The 15237-nt window shown below is 72.1% G+C and carries 17 protein-coding genes; 9 read left to right on the forward strand and 8 right to left on the reverse strand.

What is annotated here, in order from left to right:
* Positions 1 to 98: 98 nt before the first annotated feature.
* Positions 99 to 686, forward strand: coding sequence for a general stress protein (locus tag KBX71_RS04730; RefSeq protein WP_210816719.1), 588 nt, complete (start codon positions 99 to 101; stop codon positions 684 to 686).
* A 52-nt stretch (positions 687 to 738) separates the two neighbouring features.
* Here KBX71_RS04730 and KBX71_RS04735 read toward each other — a convergent pair whose 3' ends face one another.
* The gene (locus KBX71_RS04735; protein ID WP_210816720.1) at positions 739 to 1326 is read right to left on the reverse strand and encodes a DUF1684 domain-containing protein; all 588 of its coding nucleotides are present in this window, start codon (positions 1324 to 1326) and stop codon (positions 739 to 741) included.
* 33 nt (positions 1327 to 1359) lie between these two features.
* Entirely contained in the window at positions 1360 to 1929 is a 570-nt protein-coding gene (locus KBX71_RS04740; protein WP_210816721.1) for a TetR/AcrR family transcriptional regulator, read from the reverse strand.
* A gap of 60 nt (positions 1930 to 1989) precedes the next feature.
* Here KBX71_RS04740 and KBX71_RS04745 point away from each other — a divergent pair, with 60 nt between their 5' ends.
* Complete coding sequence (locus tag KBX71_RS04745) at positions 1990 to 2478, forward strand: FBP domain-containing protein (protein WP_210816722.1); 489 nt, start codon at positions 1990 to 1992, stop codon at positions 2476 to 2478.
* Positions 2479 to 2539: 61 nt separating this feature from the next.
* On the opposite strand, the gene KBX71_RS04750 is transcribed toward KBX71_RS04745, so the two are convergent.
* Complete coding sequence (locus KBX71_RS04750; RefSeq protein ID WP_210816723.1) at positions 2540 to 3073, reverse strand: GNAT family N-acetyltransferase; 534 nt, start codon at positions 3071 to 3073, stop codon at positions 2540 to 2542.
* 157 nt (positions 3074 to 3230) lie between these two features.
* Here KBX71_RS04750 and KBX71_RS04755 point away from each other — a divergent pair, with 157 nt between their 5' ends.
* Both KBX71_RS04755 and KBX71_RS04760 read left to right on the forward strand, forming a co-directional pair.
* Entirely contained in the window at positions 3231 to 3713 is a 483-nt protein-coding gene (locus KBX71_RS04755) for a MarR family winged helix-turn-helix transcriptional regulator (RefSeq protein ID WP_124823269.1), read from the forward strand.
* 11 nt (positions 3714 to 3724) lie between these two features.
* Positions 3725 to 4714: a pirin family protein gene (locus tag KBX71_RS04760; RefSeq protein WP_210816724.1), complete on the forward strand. Its 990-nt coding sequence runs from the start codon at positions 3725 to 3727 to the stop codon at positions 4712 to 4714.
* A gap of 65 nt (positions 4715 to 4779) precedes the next feature.
* On the opposite strand, the gene KBX71_RS34230 is transcribed toward KBX71_RS04760, so the two are convergent.
* A complete protein-coding gene (locus KBX71_RS34230) occupies positions 4780 to 4908 on the reverse strand; it encodes a hypothetical protein (protein WP_256441970.1) in 129 nt (42 codons plus the stop codon).
* A gap of 134 nt (positions 4909 to 5042) precedes the next feature.
* Between KBX71_RS34230 and KBX71_RS04765 the strand changes: the two genes are divergently transcribed.
* Positions 5043 to 6632 (forward strand): phospholipase D-like domain-containing protein, encoded by a 1590-nt coding sequence (locus tag KBX71_RS04765; RefSeq protein ID WP_210816725.1) that lies wholly within the window; start codon positions 5043 to 5045, stop codon positions 6630 to 6632.
* Here the strand turns inward: KBX71_RS04765 and KBX71_RS04770 are convergent.
* Positions 6581 to 7330 carry a hypothetical protein gene (locus tag KBX71_RS04770; protein ID WP_210816726.1) on the reverse strand — a complete coding sequence of 250 codons (750 nt, stop codon included), beginning with the start codon at positions 7328 to 7330 and terminating at the stop codon, positions 6581 to 6583. The genes KBX71_RS04765 and KBX71_RS04770 overlap by 52 nt on opposite strands.
* 378 nt (positions 7331 to 7708) lie before the next feature.
* On the opposite strand from KBX71_RS04770, the gene KBX71_RS04775 reads away from it, so the two are divergent.
* Entirely contained in the window at positions 7709 to 8533 is an 825-nt protein-coding gene (locus KBX71_RS04775; RefSeq protein WP_196922151.1) for a SigB/SigF/SigG family RNA polymerase sigma factor, read from the forward strand.
* A gap of 109 nt (positions 8534 to 8642) precedes the next feature.
* On the opposite strand, the gene KBX71_RS04780 is transcribed toward KBX71_RS04775, so the two are convergent.
* Genes KBX71_RS04780 through KBX71_RS04790 form a run of 3 tightly spaced genes read right to left on the reverse strand, consistent with a single transcriptional unit; the run spans position 8643 to position 11412 of the window.
* Positions 8643 to 9233 (reverse strand): N-acetyltransferase, encoded by a 591-nt coding sequence (locus KBX71_RS04780; protein ID WP_210816727.1) that lies wholly within the window; start codon positions 9231 to 9233, stop codon positions 8643 to 8645.
* Positions 9230 to 10741, reverse strand: a complete 1512-nt coding sequence (locus KBX71_RS04785) for an APC family permease (protein ID WP_210816728.1) — start codon at positions 10739 to 10741, stop codon at positions 9230 to 9232. The genes KBX71_RS04780 and KBX71_RS04785 overlap by 4 nt, the downstream gene beginning before the upstream one ends.
* A gap of 44 nt (positions 10742 to 10785) precedes the next feature.
* The gene (locus tag KBX71_RS04790; RefSeq protein ID WP_124823276.1) at positions 10786 to 11412 is read right to left on the reverse strand and encodes a GPP34 family phosphoprotein; all 627 of its coding nucleotides are present in this window, start codon (positions 11410 to 11412) and stop codon (positions 10786 to 10788) included.
* 184 nt (positions 11413 to 11596) lie between these two features.
* Between KBX71_RS04790 and KBX71_RS04795 the strand changes: the two genes are divergently transcribed.
* From KBX71_RS04795 to hrpB, 3 genes are read left to right on the forward strand one after another with little or no spacing between them, the layout of a single operon-like run.
* A complete protein-coding gene (locus KBX71_RS04795; RefSeq protein WP_307846976.1) occupies positions 11597 to 12421 on the forward strand; it encodes a helix-turn-helix transcriptional regulator in 825 nt (274 codons plus the stop codon).
* Between the two features lie 41 nt (positions 12422 to 12462).
* Positions 12463 to 12663: a DUF397 domain-containing protein gene (locus tag KBX71_RS04800; RefSeq protein WP_124823277.1), complete on the forward strand. Its 201-nt coding sequence runs from the start codon at positions 12463 to 12465 to the stop codon at positions 12661 to 12663.
* 28 nt (positions 12664 to 12691) lie between these two features.
* Positions 12692 to 15232 carry an ATP-dependent helicase HrpB gene (gene hrpB, locus KBX71_RS04805; protein ID WP_210816729.1) on the forward strand — a complete coding sequence of 847 codons (2541 nt, stop codon included), beginning with the start codon at positions 12692 to 12694 and terminating at the stop codon, positions 15230 to 15232.
* The last annotated feature ends 5 nt before the right edge of the window (positions 15233 to 15237 follow it).

Genomic DNA, 15237 nt, shown 5'->3' on the forward strand with positions numbered 1-15237 from the left:
CGGGGAGTCCGCGCCCATTCCCCTCCTACCCGACGACGGGCACCGCGTTACCGCTCGGCCTGGAGGGGAACCCGGGGAGCTGACGAGGGAGGATGCTCATGACGTCAGCTTCGGGGCCGACCGCCGCCTGGCGGTCCGGCACACAGGGTGGCGACCTGCTTCCATCCGGGCCGGCCGGCCGCCTTGCCACACCGGCCGGGGACGGCCACGGGCCGGAGGGTGGTCCGCCGACCGTGACGATCGGCTCGTACCCGGACTATCCGACCGCGCAGCGGGTCGTCGACTATCTGGCCGACAACCGCTTTCCGGTGGAGCACAGCGCCATCGTCGGCACCAACCTCACCCTGGTGGAGACGGTGCTCGGGCGGATGACCACCGGTCGAGCCGGCCTGCTCGGCGCCGGCACCGGCGCCTGGTTCGGGCTCTTCATCGGCCTGTTGTTCGGCATCTTCACCGTCGGCAACTGGCTGGCGGTGATCCTGGTCGGGCTGGTCATCGGTGCGATCTGGGGCGCTGTGTTCGGCGCGGTCGCACACGCGATGACGGGCGGGCAGCGCGACTTCACCTCAGCCAGCTCACTGCGCGCCGGCCAGTACGCGGTGACCGTCGACGCGCAGCTCGCCGACCAGGCGCGACAGCTGCTCGGTCGGATGCAGATGCCGGGACGGGCGGCCGACGCCCGCTGACCGACGATCGATCGGCCGCCCCGGGAGCATGCCGGGGCGGCCGTCTCGTCGTTCAGTCGTGGTACGCCAGCTCGCCGGCCCGCAGCGGCACGTCGATCCGATTCTCCGGAGGTGCCAGCGGGCAGGCCCAGCGGTCGTCATAGGCACAGCTCGGGTTGTAGAGGTAGTTACCGTCCAGCCGGACCCGGTCGCCGGGCAGCAGCTCGACGCCCCGGCCGAAGGTGCCCTTCACCGTGTCGGTGAGGTACCGCCCTCCCCCGTAGCTCTCCCGCCCGCAGGTGCCGTCGCGCAGCGGAACGAACAGCCCACCCCCGTACGCCTCGATCCACCACAGGGTCAGCGGCCCCCAGGGCGTCTCGGCCACCGCGACCCGCCGGTACGCGACCACCCCGTCCGGGCCGCCGGTGTCGATCCGCAGCTCGCCGCCTGCCGCTCGCAGGGGCGCCTCGACCACGGCCTCGGGATTGGGCGGGAAGTAGCGCACCCCGGAAAAGTCGGCCCGCTCCGCCGCGGGGATCGGGCTCTGCGGGTGGGTGGCGAAGAGTTCGTCGCGGCCGGCGCGGAAGCCGGCCAGGTCGACGTCGGACAGGTACAGCCGGGCGATCCGCTCCCGCCAGTCGGCCAACTCCAGATCATCCACGCCACCGAGCCTATGCCGTGGCGCTGCGGCACCTCAGCGCGACGGCCAGTTGGTGAGGACGGCGTCGAGGGCGTCCAGGGTGCGCGACCACGAGTCGTCGGTGGGGCGCGGGGTGTGCCGGAAACCGCCGGTCTTCTCCAGGCTCACGAACCCGTGGAACGTGCTGTGCATCATCCGCACCGCGTCGGTCTGGTCGGGTTCGGAGAGGCGGTAGCCGCGCAGGATCGCCCGGGTCATCTCGGCGTGCCGGATGCCCGCGCTGGCGGCGGCGGTCTCCGGGTCGAGGTCGATCTGCATGGCGGCGTAGCGGCCCGGGTGCTCTCGCGCGTAGTCGCGGTACGCGTCGGCGAACGCCACCAGGGCGTCCTTGCCGGCCCGGCCGGCGAGCGCGGCGGCGACCCGGTCGGCCAGCTCCGCCAGCGCCAGCAGGGCGATGCGGACCCGCAGGTCGTGTGCGTTCTTCAGGTGGAAGTAGAGGCTGGCGTCCTTCACCCCGAACTGGCGCGCGAGGGCGGCAACCGTGACGTTCTCCACGCCCACCTCGTCGGCCAGCTCGGCCGCGGCCAGCGTCAGGCGCTCGACGGTCACCCCGGCACGTGCCATGCAGCACACTCCCCATCTAGCCGTAATAATCACTTGCCTAGGGGAGCTAGGCTACTACCTATGTTGGTCCTGACCGAATCCGCCATCCGCGCATCCTTCGTCAACTGCTCCAAGGGCGAGGCGAAGCGGCTGACCGTACCGAACGATCTTGAGATGCGCCAGTGGGACGACCTCGACTTCCTCGGCTGGCGGGATCCCTCCGCGCCACAGCGGGCCTACCTGGTCGCCGAGACCGACGGCAAGCTGGCCGGGGTGGTGCTGCGGGCCGCGACGCACCAGACGGGGCGCGTGCGGCACAGTATGTGCTCGTTCTGCCTGACCACCCACCTCGGCGGTGGCGTCTCCTTGATGACCGCCCCCAAGGCCGGTCCGAGCGGACGGCAGGGCGACTCCGTGGGCACGTACCTGTGCTCCGACCTGGCCTGCTCGCTGTACATGCGGGGGAAGAAGCACGCCGGGCCCCCCGCGCCCGAGCCGCTGCCCCTGCCGGAGCGGATCGAGCGCGTCAGGACCGCCCTCGCGACATTCCTCCGCAAGGTCACCGAGTGACGGTTCGACACGACCTGCGCGGCCGGGGCCGGAACGTGTTCGGGCCCCGGTCCGCCTCCGGCTAGCGGTCGGTGGCCAGGCGGGCGTGAAGGTGCTCGTCGTAGCGGCGGCCGTCGCCGTACCGGTACGACTCGCGCAGTGTGCCCTCGGCCGGGTAGCCGGCCCGGTCGGCGACCCGGCAGGACGCCGGGTTGGCCACCGCGTGGCACAGCTCCACCCGGTGCAGTCCGAGATCCGCGAACGCCCAGTCGGTGAGCCGGACGACGGCGCGCACCGCCACCTGACGTCCCCGTGCCGCGGGCACCGTCCAGTAGCCGATGGACGCGTCGCCGTCGTGGATGCGGTGCAGCGACACCGAGCCGAGCAGTTTGCCGTCGCCCGCCGCGGTGACCGCCATCGAGGCATGGCCGCCGGTGGACCAGTCGGCCCGGCGGCGCACCCAGAGCAGTGCGACCTCGTCGTCGATCGGGCCGCCGCCCTGCGGGTTCCACTGGGCGATCGCCGGGTCGCGGAGGGCGTCGAGCACCGCAGGGGCGTCCTCGTCTCGCCAGGGGCGCAGCAACAGGTCGGCGGCGGCGAGTTCCACGTGTTCCACGAGGCCGGAGTCTGGCACAACCGGCGGCCTCCGCGCCGCCGTATTACCGCAGACTTCCTTCAAAGCTGCACGACCTGCGGGCCGGGGCGCGGAAAAGTGATCCAGGCAACGCCAGACCGAGTTAGTTAAATTTTGAACGAGTGCTATCGTCATGGGCATGACCGAGAGCCTGGACAGCACCCGAGAGGCCGCCTGGCGCGCCTACATCGAGGCCAGCCAGCGTCTCTACACCCAGTTGGAAGAGGAGCTGCGGGTCGACAGCGACCTCAGCTTCGCCGACTACCACGTGCTGGTCCTGCTCTCCGAGGCACCCGGGCAGCGGCTACGGATGGGCGAGCTGGCCAGCCGGCTGATCTTCTCGCCCAGCCGCCTCACCTACCAGGTCTCCTCCATGCAGCGTCGTGGCCTGGTCAGCAAGGAGCCCTGCCCGGACGACCGGCGCGGCAGCGAGGCGGTGCTCACCGCCGCCGGGCTGCTCGCCCTGCGGGAAGCCGCACCCCACCATCTGGCGTCGGTGCGTACCCATCTCATGGACGACCTCGACGATGCCGAGGTCGCCTGCCTCACCCGGGTCTTCGACCGGCTTGGCGAGCGCCTTCGGGCGTCGCGGGTCAGCTCGACCACCCCCGCCTCACGCTAGGAGCCCTCGACATGCCCGCGATCACCGTCGACAACGTTCTTGTCCTGCCCCGCCTGCCCCGACTCGACGAGACCACCACCACGATCCGCCCGGTCCGCACGGTGACCACGGCGCCCAGCGGCTTCGAGGGTGAGGGCTTCCCGGTCCGTCGCGCCTTCGCCGGGGTGTCGACCACCGACCTGGACCCGTTCATCCACCTCGACCAGATGGGCGAGGTCGACTATCAGCCGGGCGAGCCGAAGGGCACCCCGTGGCACCCGCACCGCGGCTTCGAGACCGTCACGTACATCATCGACGGCGTCTTCGACCACCAGGACTCCAACGGCGGTGGCGGCACGATCACCGACGGCGACACCCAATGGATGACGGCCGGCAGTGGCCTGCTGCACATCGAGGCGCCGCCGGAGCACCTGGTGATGAGCGGCGGGCTCTTCCACGGCACCCAACTCTGGGTCAACCTGCCCCGCTCGGCCAAGATGAACCCGCCCCGCTACCAGGACATCCGGGGTCGGGAGTCGGCGCTGCTCACCACGCCCGACGGCGGGGCGCTGATCCGGGTCATCGCCGGCGAGGTCGCCGGGCGCCGCGGCCCGGGTTCGACATTCACCCCGATCACCATCACGCACGTGACGGTGCAGCCGGGGGCCCAGGTCGACCTGCCCTGGCGGCCCGACTTCAACGCCCTGGTGTACGTGCTGGGCGGCCGCGGCACTGTCGGCGCCGACCGCCGACCGGTGCGTACCGGCCAGCTCGCGGTGCACGGCCCGGGTGACGCGCTGCGGTTCAGCGCCGACACCGCGCAGGACAGCAACACCCCGGCGCTGGACCTCTACATCATGGGTGGTCAGCCGATCCGGGAGCCGGTGGCACAGTACGGCCCATTCGTGATGAACACCCGAGACGAGCTGCTCAAGGCGTTCGAGGACTTCCAGGCCGGTCGCCTCGGCGTGATCCCCACCGAGCGGCTCCCGCACACCGGCGGCCAGGGCGCCCGACCCTGACCACTGACGACCGCTGAGATCGGCGCCGACGCCTCCGGTTCGACTCCGGGGGCGTCGGCGCCGCCTCACGAGACCGCGAAGATCCCGGCGACGCCCAAAATCACCATCACCAACACCGCTACCAGCGCACCCCGTTCGCTCTCCACCGCCGGCTCGCGGTTCTCGGTCACGGGATTCGTCGTGTCGCGGGGCATGGTGTGGCCTCCTCGGCTGTTGTCGCGTCGCTTCCGATGGCGTTGGCCAGGTCACCTGTCTGTCGGCCTGGCGTGCGGACCCGCGTCGGGGGTCCTACCGTGAGGACGTTGCCGACCTCCAGGGGGGCTGGACGGTGCCATTGCAGGACTGGTTTCTCACCGCAGAGGAACGCGCCAACCCGGTGTCTGGCATACCCGTATGGACCACGGGAAACCTCGCCGAGCCGTTGATTCACGGTGCCGCGTACTTCGACCGGCTGGCCGACGAGGTCGAGGCCCTGGGCCCCGGCGACCACCTGTTCTTCACCGACTGGCGGGGTGACCCGGACCAGCGGCTGCGCCCGGACGGTCCGACCGTGGCCCAACTCTTCGCCCAGGCCGCCCAACGCGGCGTGGTGGTCAAGGGGTTGATCTGGCGCTCGCACCTCGACGTCCTGGCGTACAGCGAGGCGGAGAACCGCGACCTCAGCGAGACGATCTCGGCCGCCGGTGGGGAGGTGCTGCTGGACCAACGGGTCCGGCGCGGCGGCTCGCACCATCAGAAGCTCGTGGTGCTGCGGCACCTGGGCGCGCCCGAGCGGGACGTGGCCTTCGCCGGCGGAATCGACCTGTGCCACAGCCGCCGCGATGACGCCGCTCACCACGGCGACCCGCAGCCGGTGCAGATGTCACCCCGGTACGGGCCCAATCCGCCCTGGCACGACGTGCAGCTCGCGGTGCGCGGTCCGGTGGTCGGCGCGTTGGACACCCTGTTCCGGGAACGCTGGACCGACCCGATGCCCCTGGACTCGGAGAACCCGATTGCCTACCTGCGGGATCGGCTGCGCGGCTCGGACCTGCGCCCCGACCCGCTGCCCGAGCAACCCGCCGATCCGCCGCCCTGCGGTCCGCACCAGATCCAGGTGCTTCGCACCTACCCCGCCGTCCGGCCCCGCTACTCGTTCGCACCGGACGGGGAACGGACCGTGGCCCGGGGTTACACCAAGGCGGTACGCCGTGCCCGCCGACTCATCTACCTGGAGGATCAGTACCTCTGGTCGGCCGAGGTCGCGGACCTGTTCGCGCACGCGCTGCGGGACAACCCGGACCTGCACCTGATCGCCGTCGTCCCCCGCCACCCGGACGTGGACGGCAAGCTGGCGTTGCCGCCGAACATGGTCGGGCGCGAGCAGGCGCTGTCACTGTGCGAGCGGGCCGCACCGGACCGGGTGCACGTGTTCGACGTGGAGAATCACGCCGGCAACCCGGTCTACGTGCACGCGAAGGTGTGTGTGGTCGACGACGTCTGGGCCAGCGTCGGCAGCGACAACTTCAACCGGCGGTCCTGGACGCACGACAGCGAGTTGTCCTGCGCGGTGCTCGACGACACCCCGGACCAGCGGGAGCCCACCGACCCTGCTGGGCGGGGCGACGGCGCGCGGACCTTCGCCCGGGACCTGCGACTGCGGCTGTGGCGCGAGCACCTGGACCGTGACCCGGACGGCGCGGACGACGCCGACCTGCTGGACCCGGCGAACGCCGTCGCGGCCGTCACGGCCGCCGCCGACGCGCTACAGCAGTGGTACGACGACGGTCAGGCGGGAGAACGGCCGCCCGGACGGCTGCGGCCGCACCGCCCCGAGCGGCTGCCGTGGTACACCCGGGCCTGGGCGCTGCCGGTGTACCGGCTGGTCTACGACCCGGACGGCAGACCGCTGCGCGCGAGACTGGCCGGCACCTGGTGAAGCTGTCGGGCCGGCTCCGGCGCGGCGACCGCGTGCACGTTCAGCCCGCCGGGGTAGGCGAACGACGAGCGCGGTGAGTAGTAGCCGAAGCCGATGGTCAGCGGGTTGGCCGGGCGCAGCGCGTAGATCGGGTGGCCGGGCTGGAGGAACTCCACCGACTCGATCTCGAACGGGGCGACCGGCTCGGCGACGAACGGGTAGACCGAGCTGAGCAGTTGGCCGTCGCGCCGGGTGAAGTAGCGGTGGTGCCCGCTGCTGATCACGTGCCCGGTCTCCCCCACGCGACACCGTGCCCGGAGCAACGTCGTGCCGTCGATCTCCGTCTCGGAGAGCAGGTCCTCGCCCTTCACGTCGATCCGGGTGCGCCCGGCGAGCACCGGGGCGCCGCGAGCGACAGCGTACTCGCGGACCTGCCGACTGGAGGCCACGTAGTGGGTCCACCAGCCACCGGCGTTGAGGCCGCCGGGCGCGTCGACGCCCAGGAGCGAGACGCCGAGGTAGGTCAGCGAGTACGCGCCGAAGCCGGAGGTCTGCGTCTCGTCGTCGACGACGTACTGGTTGAGGAAGACCTGCCGGTCGGGGCGGGGGCAGAGCCCCGGGGGGACCAGCGCGGCGACCGCGTCGGGATCCGCCGGCAGCCAGCTGAAGTAGAGGGTGCGACTGTTCACAACGAGCTGGGGAGCGGCTGGATCGAGCACGGTGCCTCCGAACCGGGTGTCGTACACGCGACGCTACGGCCGGTCCCGCCAGCGGGACAAGGACGGATAGTCGACACTCCTGCCGACTTGTCGGATTTCATGTTGACCAGTCGACGCAGCTGGGGGACCCGATCGGTCGGACCGATCGGCCGACCGGCCAGCGACGCGCAGCGGGAAACCGGGTAAGGGTCCTCACAGCCACCTCAAATTCTGGGTGATTTGCCTGTTTTGTGGTGTTACACGCCTTAAGTACATCAACCTTTCGGCTAGATTTCGGGGAGACGATCAGGTTAAGGTGACTCCCGAACGGCCCAATGGAAGCTAAACCAAAGCGTCACGTCTTTTTTGTCAGCGGACGAGGTGCAGGGAGGACCACCCATGACCGCGCCAACGATCACCGAGCAGCCGAGCGCCGCCGTCAAGGCCACCACCAAGCTCGACCCGCGCGCTCTCACCGACAGCGCCGCCGACCTGCTCAACGCCATGGCGGCGCTGCCCGCCAACCACCCGTCGCGCGCCGCATTGCGGGACCGGGCGATCGAGGCCTGGCTGCCTCTCGCCAACCACCTGGCCCACCGCTACAGCGGGCGCGGCGAGCCGAACGACGACCTGGCGCAGACCGCCGCGATCGGCCTGATCAAGGCCATCGACAAGTTCGACCCCTCGCGCGGTGTCGACTTCGCCGGTTACGCGATCCCCACCATCATCGGCGAGCTCAAGCGCCACTTCCGGGACCGCACCTGGGACATCCGGGTGCCCCGCCGGCTCCAGGAGCTGCGGCTGGCCATCTCCGACGCCAACAGCTCGCTCCTGCAGACCCTCGGCCGCTCGCCGACGGTCGCCGACATCGCCGCGCACCTCAAGCTCACCGAGGAAGAGGTGCTGGAGGGTCTGGAGGGCGCCCGCGCGTACAACGCGGTGTCGCTGTCCACCCCGACCGGCGACGGCGAGCGCGCCACCGAGCTGGGCGACATGCTCGGCGGCGAGGACAGCGAGTTCGAGCTGGCTGAGCTGCGGGTCGCGCTCGGCCCGGCACTGGCCACCCTCGACGAGCGCGAGCAGAAGATCCTCACGCTGCGCTTCTACGGCAACCTGACCCAGTCGCAGATCGCCGACCAGATCGGCGTCTCGCAGATGCACGTCTCGCGGCTGCTGACCAGGGCGCTGACCAAGCTGCGCGGCCAGCTCGACGGCACGTACTGACCAGTTCACGACGGGAGGGCCGGGTCCGTGGACCCGGCCCTCTGTCCGTGTTGTCACGTGAGCGTGACAGTGTGACAGCGCATCGGCAGCGCGTACCGGTGCGGTCGCGTCAGCGGCCGACCGGCTCCCGCCACATCGGCCAGAACGGCGTGCCGTCGGGCACCCGGAACGGCTCGCCGGCCAGGTAGCCGTGCTTCGCGTACAGGTCCCGGCTGCGCGGACTGCTCGCCTCCAGGTACGCCGGCATCCCGTTGGCGTCGAGCCAGGCGTGGTGGTGCCGCATCAGCGCGCTCCCCAACCCCTGCCCCTGCCGGTCAGGCTGGGTCGCCAGGAACGCGAGGTGGTGGTGATCCGGATGCGGGTGGTTCGCCGCGAACAGCTCGTCCAGGTGCTGGAACCGGTCGGTCCACTCGCCGCAGGCGGCGGCCAGGCGGGCGTCGTAGTCCGCCGGCGGAGGCGCCGGTTCGCCAACCGAGGGAAACCAGACCGCGACCGAGGCCCGGTCCGCGGTGGCGTGGACCATGCCGTGCCGCATCGCGTGCCCGACGAGGATCTCGAAGTCTCCGGTCAGCACGGCCTCCCGCTTGCTCGCGTCCGGGACCAGCCAGTACGTCACCTCCAAGACGGTGAACGCCTCGGCGATCCGACCCGCGACGAGGCTGATCTCCTCCGGTCCGAGCCGCTCGACGACCACGCTCATCGGGTCACCTCCACGGCGACCGGCGCCTCCGGCCTGGCGACGGCTGCGGCGCTCGCCGCGCCCAGGCCGATCCGGGCGTACGTGTCCGGGCGGTTGCTGCGCAGCAGCAGGGCCCAGCCGATGCCCAGCAGGGCAGCCACCGGGTACGCGGCGGGCAGCGCCCACCGCAGCGTGGAGTCCGGCGCGACGCCGAGCAGGTTGGCGAAGTTCGACACGGCCAACCAGATGATCACGAAGAGCGCGATGGTGGCCAGGCCGGGTGCGACGGCCCGCCGCCACAGGTTCTCGCCGCCGCCGGAGCGGGCGAAGTAGGCGATCACCGCCACCGAGGTCGTGGCGATCAGCAGCAGGACGCCGAAGCCGCCGGTGGTGCCGACCCAGAAGAACAGCTGGACCACCGGGTCCCAGCCATTGACCGCGTACAGCAGGATGACAAGCAGTCCGAGGACGCTCTGCGCCACCGAGGCGGCCCGCGGCGCCCCGGTACGGGCCGAGGTCTTACCGAACACCGCCGGCAGCACCCGCTCCCGACCGAGCGCGAACGTGTAGCGGGCAGTGGTGTTGTGGAACGAGATCATCGCGGCGAGCACCGAGGTCAGGAAGAGCACCTGCCCGATGGTGACCGCGGTGTCGCCGAGCTGCGCGGCGGCCAGGTTGAAGATCAGCCCGACGCTCTGCTCGCCGGCCTCGGCCACGATCCGGTCCTGCCCCACCGCGACCGTCATGGTCCAGGACGACAGCGCGTACAGCCCGGCGATGATCGCCACCGAGAGGTAGGTGGCAAGCGGCACCGTGCGCTTCGGGTCCTTGCTCTCCTCGCTGAAGACCACCGCCGACTCGAAGCCGACGAAGCCGAGGACTGCCAGCACCAGCACCGCGCCGACGCCCGGCACGAAGAGGTTGTCCGGCGAGAACGAGGCGAAGCTGACCTCACCGTCGGCCGGGTTGCCAATCTGCCCCAGGTCGAACACGAGGACCACCACGATCTCGGCGACCAGCAGCGCGGCCAGGACCATGCCGTTGAGGTCGACCCGGAGCAGGCCGAGTACGCCGACCAACGCCCATGCCACCAGGGCCACGACGGCCCAGTGCGGGTGCCCGCCGAAGAGCCGGTCGAGCACCGGCTCGGCCGCCACACCGATCGTGCCGTAGAGCCCGACCTGCAGCGCGTTGTAGGCGATCAGCGCGACCCAGGCGGCGCCCACGCCGGCCGGTCGGCCGAGGCCGCGGGAGATGTAGGCGTAGAAGGCGCCGGCGTTCTCCACCCGGCGGGACATCGCCACGTAGCCCACCGAGAAGAGGGCGAGCACCGCGGCGATCAGCAGGAAGGCCAGCGGGATTCCGGTCACCCCGATGACGCCGTAGCCGGTGGTGACGACGCCGGCCACCACGGTCAGCGGCGCGGCGGCGGAGAGGACGAAGAAGATCACCGAGGGGATGCCGAGGCGGCCTCGGGCCAGGGCTTCGGAGACGTTGCTCGGTCGGTCGACTGTCGATGTCGGGGGCATACGACTACTCCGATTGGTCGAGGGGGTTGGGGTAACCGGCGGGATCAGGGAATGCCGCGCAGCACGGCGGCCCCGACGGCGGCCTCGGTGTGCCCGACGAGTTCCTTGAGGGGTGCCGGCAGCGCGGGGATGAGGACGTTCAGCCGGTGGTGCGCGCGAGGGCCGGCGCTCCACAGCACCTCTCGGGTCAGCCCGGCGGCCACGACCAGGCCGAGCAGCAGGGCGTCCGGCACGCCCGGCGGGTCCGGACGGTCCAGCAGGGCCCGCAGCCGGGTGGCCGGCCAGGCCACCGCGTTGAGGTCGATCGGCAGGTAGCTGACCGTGGTACGCAGCAGCCGGCGACTCTCCTGGCGGCGCAGCACGCCGGCGCGGGCCAGCCGCTCCCCCACCGAGGCGGTCGCGCTCTGCGACAGGAAGCTCAGCCAGGTGCGCAACTCCCGGTGTTGGGACTCGCCGATCAACTGGTCCAGCACGGTGTGTGCCAGCGCGTCCGCTGGCGGGCGCCGGTCGATGACGGTGACCTGCCCGGCCGTCACGGTGATGTGTCCATAGAGGATCAGCTCGCCGAGCAGTCCTCCGGCCAGCCCGAGCCCGGTCGCCGCCGGGTGCAGTTTGGCCTTGCCACGACTGTCGTTGTGTGCGATCAGGAAGAACTCGTCGGCGATGAGCAACGGTCCTCCCCGCACAGGTGTGTCCACAGTGATCGCGACCGGGAAAGGATGCACCGACAGCTACTGCAACGCAACTCCCAGATTTGAAAGTTGCACTCCGTGCAGGCGCGACCTGCGGATCTTGTCGTGGCAGACTCGGACGGTGACCGCCATTCCCACCATCCGACCCGCCGCCAGCCCGACCGTGCGGCGGCGCCGCATCGCGCGGGAACTCCGCCAACTCCGGGAACGCGCGGGCATGACCCTCGATGTGGCTGCCCGTCAGCTCGACATGTCGAAGAGCAATCTCTCCCGGATCGAGACCGCGCAGATCGGCATCAAACCGCGCGATGTCCGGGCCGCCCTCGCGCTCTACCAGGTGACCGGTTCGGATGCCGAAGCGCTGATCGAGATCGCCCGGGGGGCACAGCAGCGCGGCTGGTGGCAGAACTACAGCGACGTGCTCCCCGAGTGGTTCGAGTTCTACGTCGGGCTGGAGGCCGAGGCGGCGACGCTGCGCACCTACGAGGCCGAGTCGGTGCCCGGGCTGTTGCAGACCGAGGCGTACGCGCGGGAGATCTTCCGGCGCACCGCCGGCGAGGACGGCCTGGAGCGCAAGATCGCCGCCCGACTGCACCGGCAGGAGGTGCTGCGCCGCGAGGACCCGGTCGACCTGTCGGTGATCATCAACGAGGCGGTGCTCCTGCGCCCGGTCGGTGGCCCCGCGGTGATGGCCGAACAGTTGGCCCACATGAGCCGAATCGCGCAACTACCCAACGTGACAATTCAGGTACTTCCTTTCGCGGCCGGCGGGCATCCGGCCATGAGCACCCCGTACGTGATCCTCCACTTCGCCGACGCCGCCGACGCGTCCGTGGTTTACCTGGATAACCTCACGATGGGACTGGCTCTGGAGGATGCCGATCATGTGCTCGGGTATAGCCTTCTGCACGAGGAGCTGTGCCGGATGGCGCTCGATCCGACGGCGTCGATGACCCGTCTTGAGCAGGCTTCTCGTAACTTTGCGTGACCGCGTCTGCGGCACGCCGACGCAGACGAGAGGCACCGCGGATGACGGCGTACGACCTGACCCGAGCGGACTGGCGCACCAGCACGCGCAGCAGCGGCAACGGCAACTGCGTGGAGGTCGCGACAGTCGACGGTCAGGTCGCCGTCCGGGACAGCAAGGACCGCTCCGGGCCGGTGCTCGCCTTCGGTGCGGCGACCTGGCGTGCCTTCGTGCTCGGCGTCGGCGAGGTCCGTCGCTCGTGACTCGCCCGCGCCGGTGCGAGACTGGGCCGTGCTCTCCGACGTAACACTTGACCTGCCGGTCCGTCCGGTGCTGCCGGCGCTGGTCGCGGCACTCGACGCGGCCGGCGCCGGTGTGCTGGTGGCCCCGCCGGGCACCGGCAAGACCACCCTCGCGCCGCTGGCCGTGGCCGACCGGGTGACCGGTCGGGTGGTGATCGCCCAACCCCGCCGGGTGGCGGCTCGTGCCGCTGCCCGGCGAATGGCCGAGCTGCTCGGTGAGCGGGTCGGTGAGCGGGTCGGCTACGCGGTGCGCGGCGAGCGCAAGGTGGGCCCGGCCACCCGGATCGAGGTGGTCACCACCGGCCTGCTGGTCCGACGGCTGCACCACGACCCGGAGCTGCCCGGCACGGGCGCCGTGCTGCTCGACGAGTGCCACGAACGTCAACTCGACGCCGACCTCGCGCTGGCCTTCACCGTGGAGGCGCGCGCCACCCTCCGGCCGGACCTGTGGTTGCTGGCGATGTCGGCGACCCCGGACACCGACCGGTTCGCCGCGCTGCTTGGCGGGTCCACCCCGGCCCCGGTGGTACGGGCCGACTCGGCGTTGCATCCGGTGCAGCGGATCTGGGTGCCCCCGGCACGCCCCATCGCCCCGCCCGGGGCCGGGCCGGTGGACCGGGCCCTGCTCGACCACGTGGCCGCCACCGTCCGGCGGGCGCTACGCGAGCACGACGGCGACGTGCTCGTCTTCCTGCCCGGGGCCGGCGAGATCGCGGGGGTCACCGGCCGCCTGAGCGACCTGCGGGACGTGGTCGCGCTGCTGCCGCTGCACGGCCGTCAACGCGGCGCCGAGCAGGACGCCGCCCTGCGGCGTGCGGACCGGCGGCGGGTCGTGCTGGCCACCGCGTTGGCCGAGACCAGTCTGACCGTCCCGGGCGTGCGGATCGTGGTGGACGCCGGGCTCTCCCGGGTGCCCCGGATCGACCTGGCCCGCGGGCTGGGCGCGCTGGTCACCGTGCCGGTCTCCCGCGCCGCCGCCACCCAGCGGGCCGGACGGGCCGGCCGGGAGGCCCCCGGGTACGTCTACCGCTGCTGGTCGGCGGCGACCCATGAGCGGCTGCCCGCCCGCGCCGAGCCGGAGATCGCCACCGCCGACCTGACCGGTTTCGCGCTGGAACTGGCCGCCTGGGGCCGACCGGACGGCGTCGGCCTCGCGTTGCCCGACGCGCCGCCGGCCGCCGCGATGACCGTGGCCCGGGAGACCCTGGAGACCCTGGGCGCGGTCGACGCCGCCGGTCGGATCACGGCGCGGGGGCGTTCGATCGCCGCCGCCGGGGCGCACCCACGGTTGGCCCGGGCGCTGCTCGACGGCGCCGGTCGGGTCGGCGCCGACCGCGCCGCCGAGGTGGTCGCCCTGCTCGCCGAGGAGAGCGCGGCCGGCCCCGGTGACGATCTGGTCGCCGGTTGGCGTCGGCTGCGCACCGGTGTCGACGCGGGCGCGACAGCCCGCTGGCGCACCGAGGTACGCCGGCTGCGCGCCGCGCTGCCGACCGGCCCCCCGTCGAAGGGCCGCGCCGATGCCACCGGCCGCGCCGGCTCGGGTGGGCTGAGCGACGATCTCGCCGCCGGGTTGCTCGTCGGTCTGGCGTACCCGGAGCGGTTGGCCCGCGTACGGCGGCCGGGCGGTTCGGCGTACCTGATGACCGGCGGGACCGCCGCGGAGCTGGCGGCCGGCTCGGGGCTGGTCGGGTCCGACTGGCTGGCGGTGGCCGTCGCGGACCGCACCCCCGGCGCGCCGTCGGCCCGCATCCGCCGCGCCTCCCCCGTGGACGAGGCGACGGCCCGGGAGGCGGCCGGTCCGTTGCTGCGCACGGCCCGCGAGGTCGGCTGGTCCGATGGGGACGTGGTGGCCCGGGAGGTGACCCGGCTTGGCGCGATCGAGTTGGTCCAGCGGCGGCTGGACCGGCCGGACCGGGCGGAGGTGGCCGCCGCGTTGCTGACCGGCCTGCGTCAGGACGGGCTGGGGCTGCTGCCCTGGACGCCGGCTGCGCGGGCGCTGCGCGAGCGGCTCGCGTTCCTCCGGCACCACATTGGTGATCCGTGGCCGCAGGTCGACGACGACTCGTTGCTCGACGCCGCGCCGAGCTGGTTGGGCCCGGAGCTGGCCGCCGCGCGACGCCGGGCCGACCTGGCGAGAGTGGACGTGTCGTCGGCGCTGCGTCGGCTGCTGCCCTGGGCGCAGGCCGCCCGCCTCGACGAGCTGGCCCCGGAGCGGATCGAGGTGCCGAGCGGTTCTCGGATCCGGTTGGACTACAGCGACCCGGCCGCGCCGGTGCTCGCCGTGAAGCTCCAGGAGACGTTCGGCTGGCCGGCGGCCCCCCGCATCGCCGACGGTCGGGTGCCGGTGCTGCTGCACCTACTCTCCCCCGCCGGCCGGCCGGTGGCGGTCACCGCCGACCTGGCGTCGTTCTGGCGTACCGGCTATCCGCAGGTCCGCTCCGAGTTGCGCGGGCGCTATCCCCGGCACCCGTGGCCGGAGGATCCGGGAACGGCGACACCCACCCGGCACGCCACGCCACGCCGGCGCTGAGCGCC

The sequence above is a fragment of the Micromonospora sp. D93 genome, from assembly GCF_018070365.1.
Lineage (GTDB): Bacteria > Actinomycetota > Actinomycetes > Mycobacteriales > Micromonosporaceae > Micromonospora > Micromonospora ureilytica.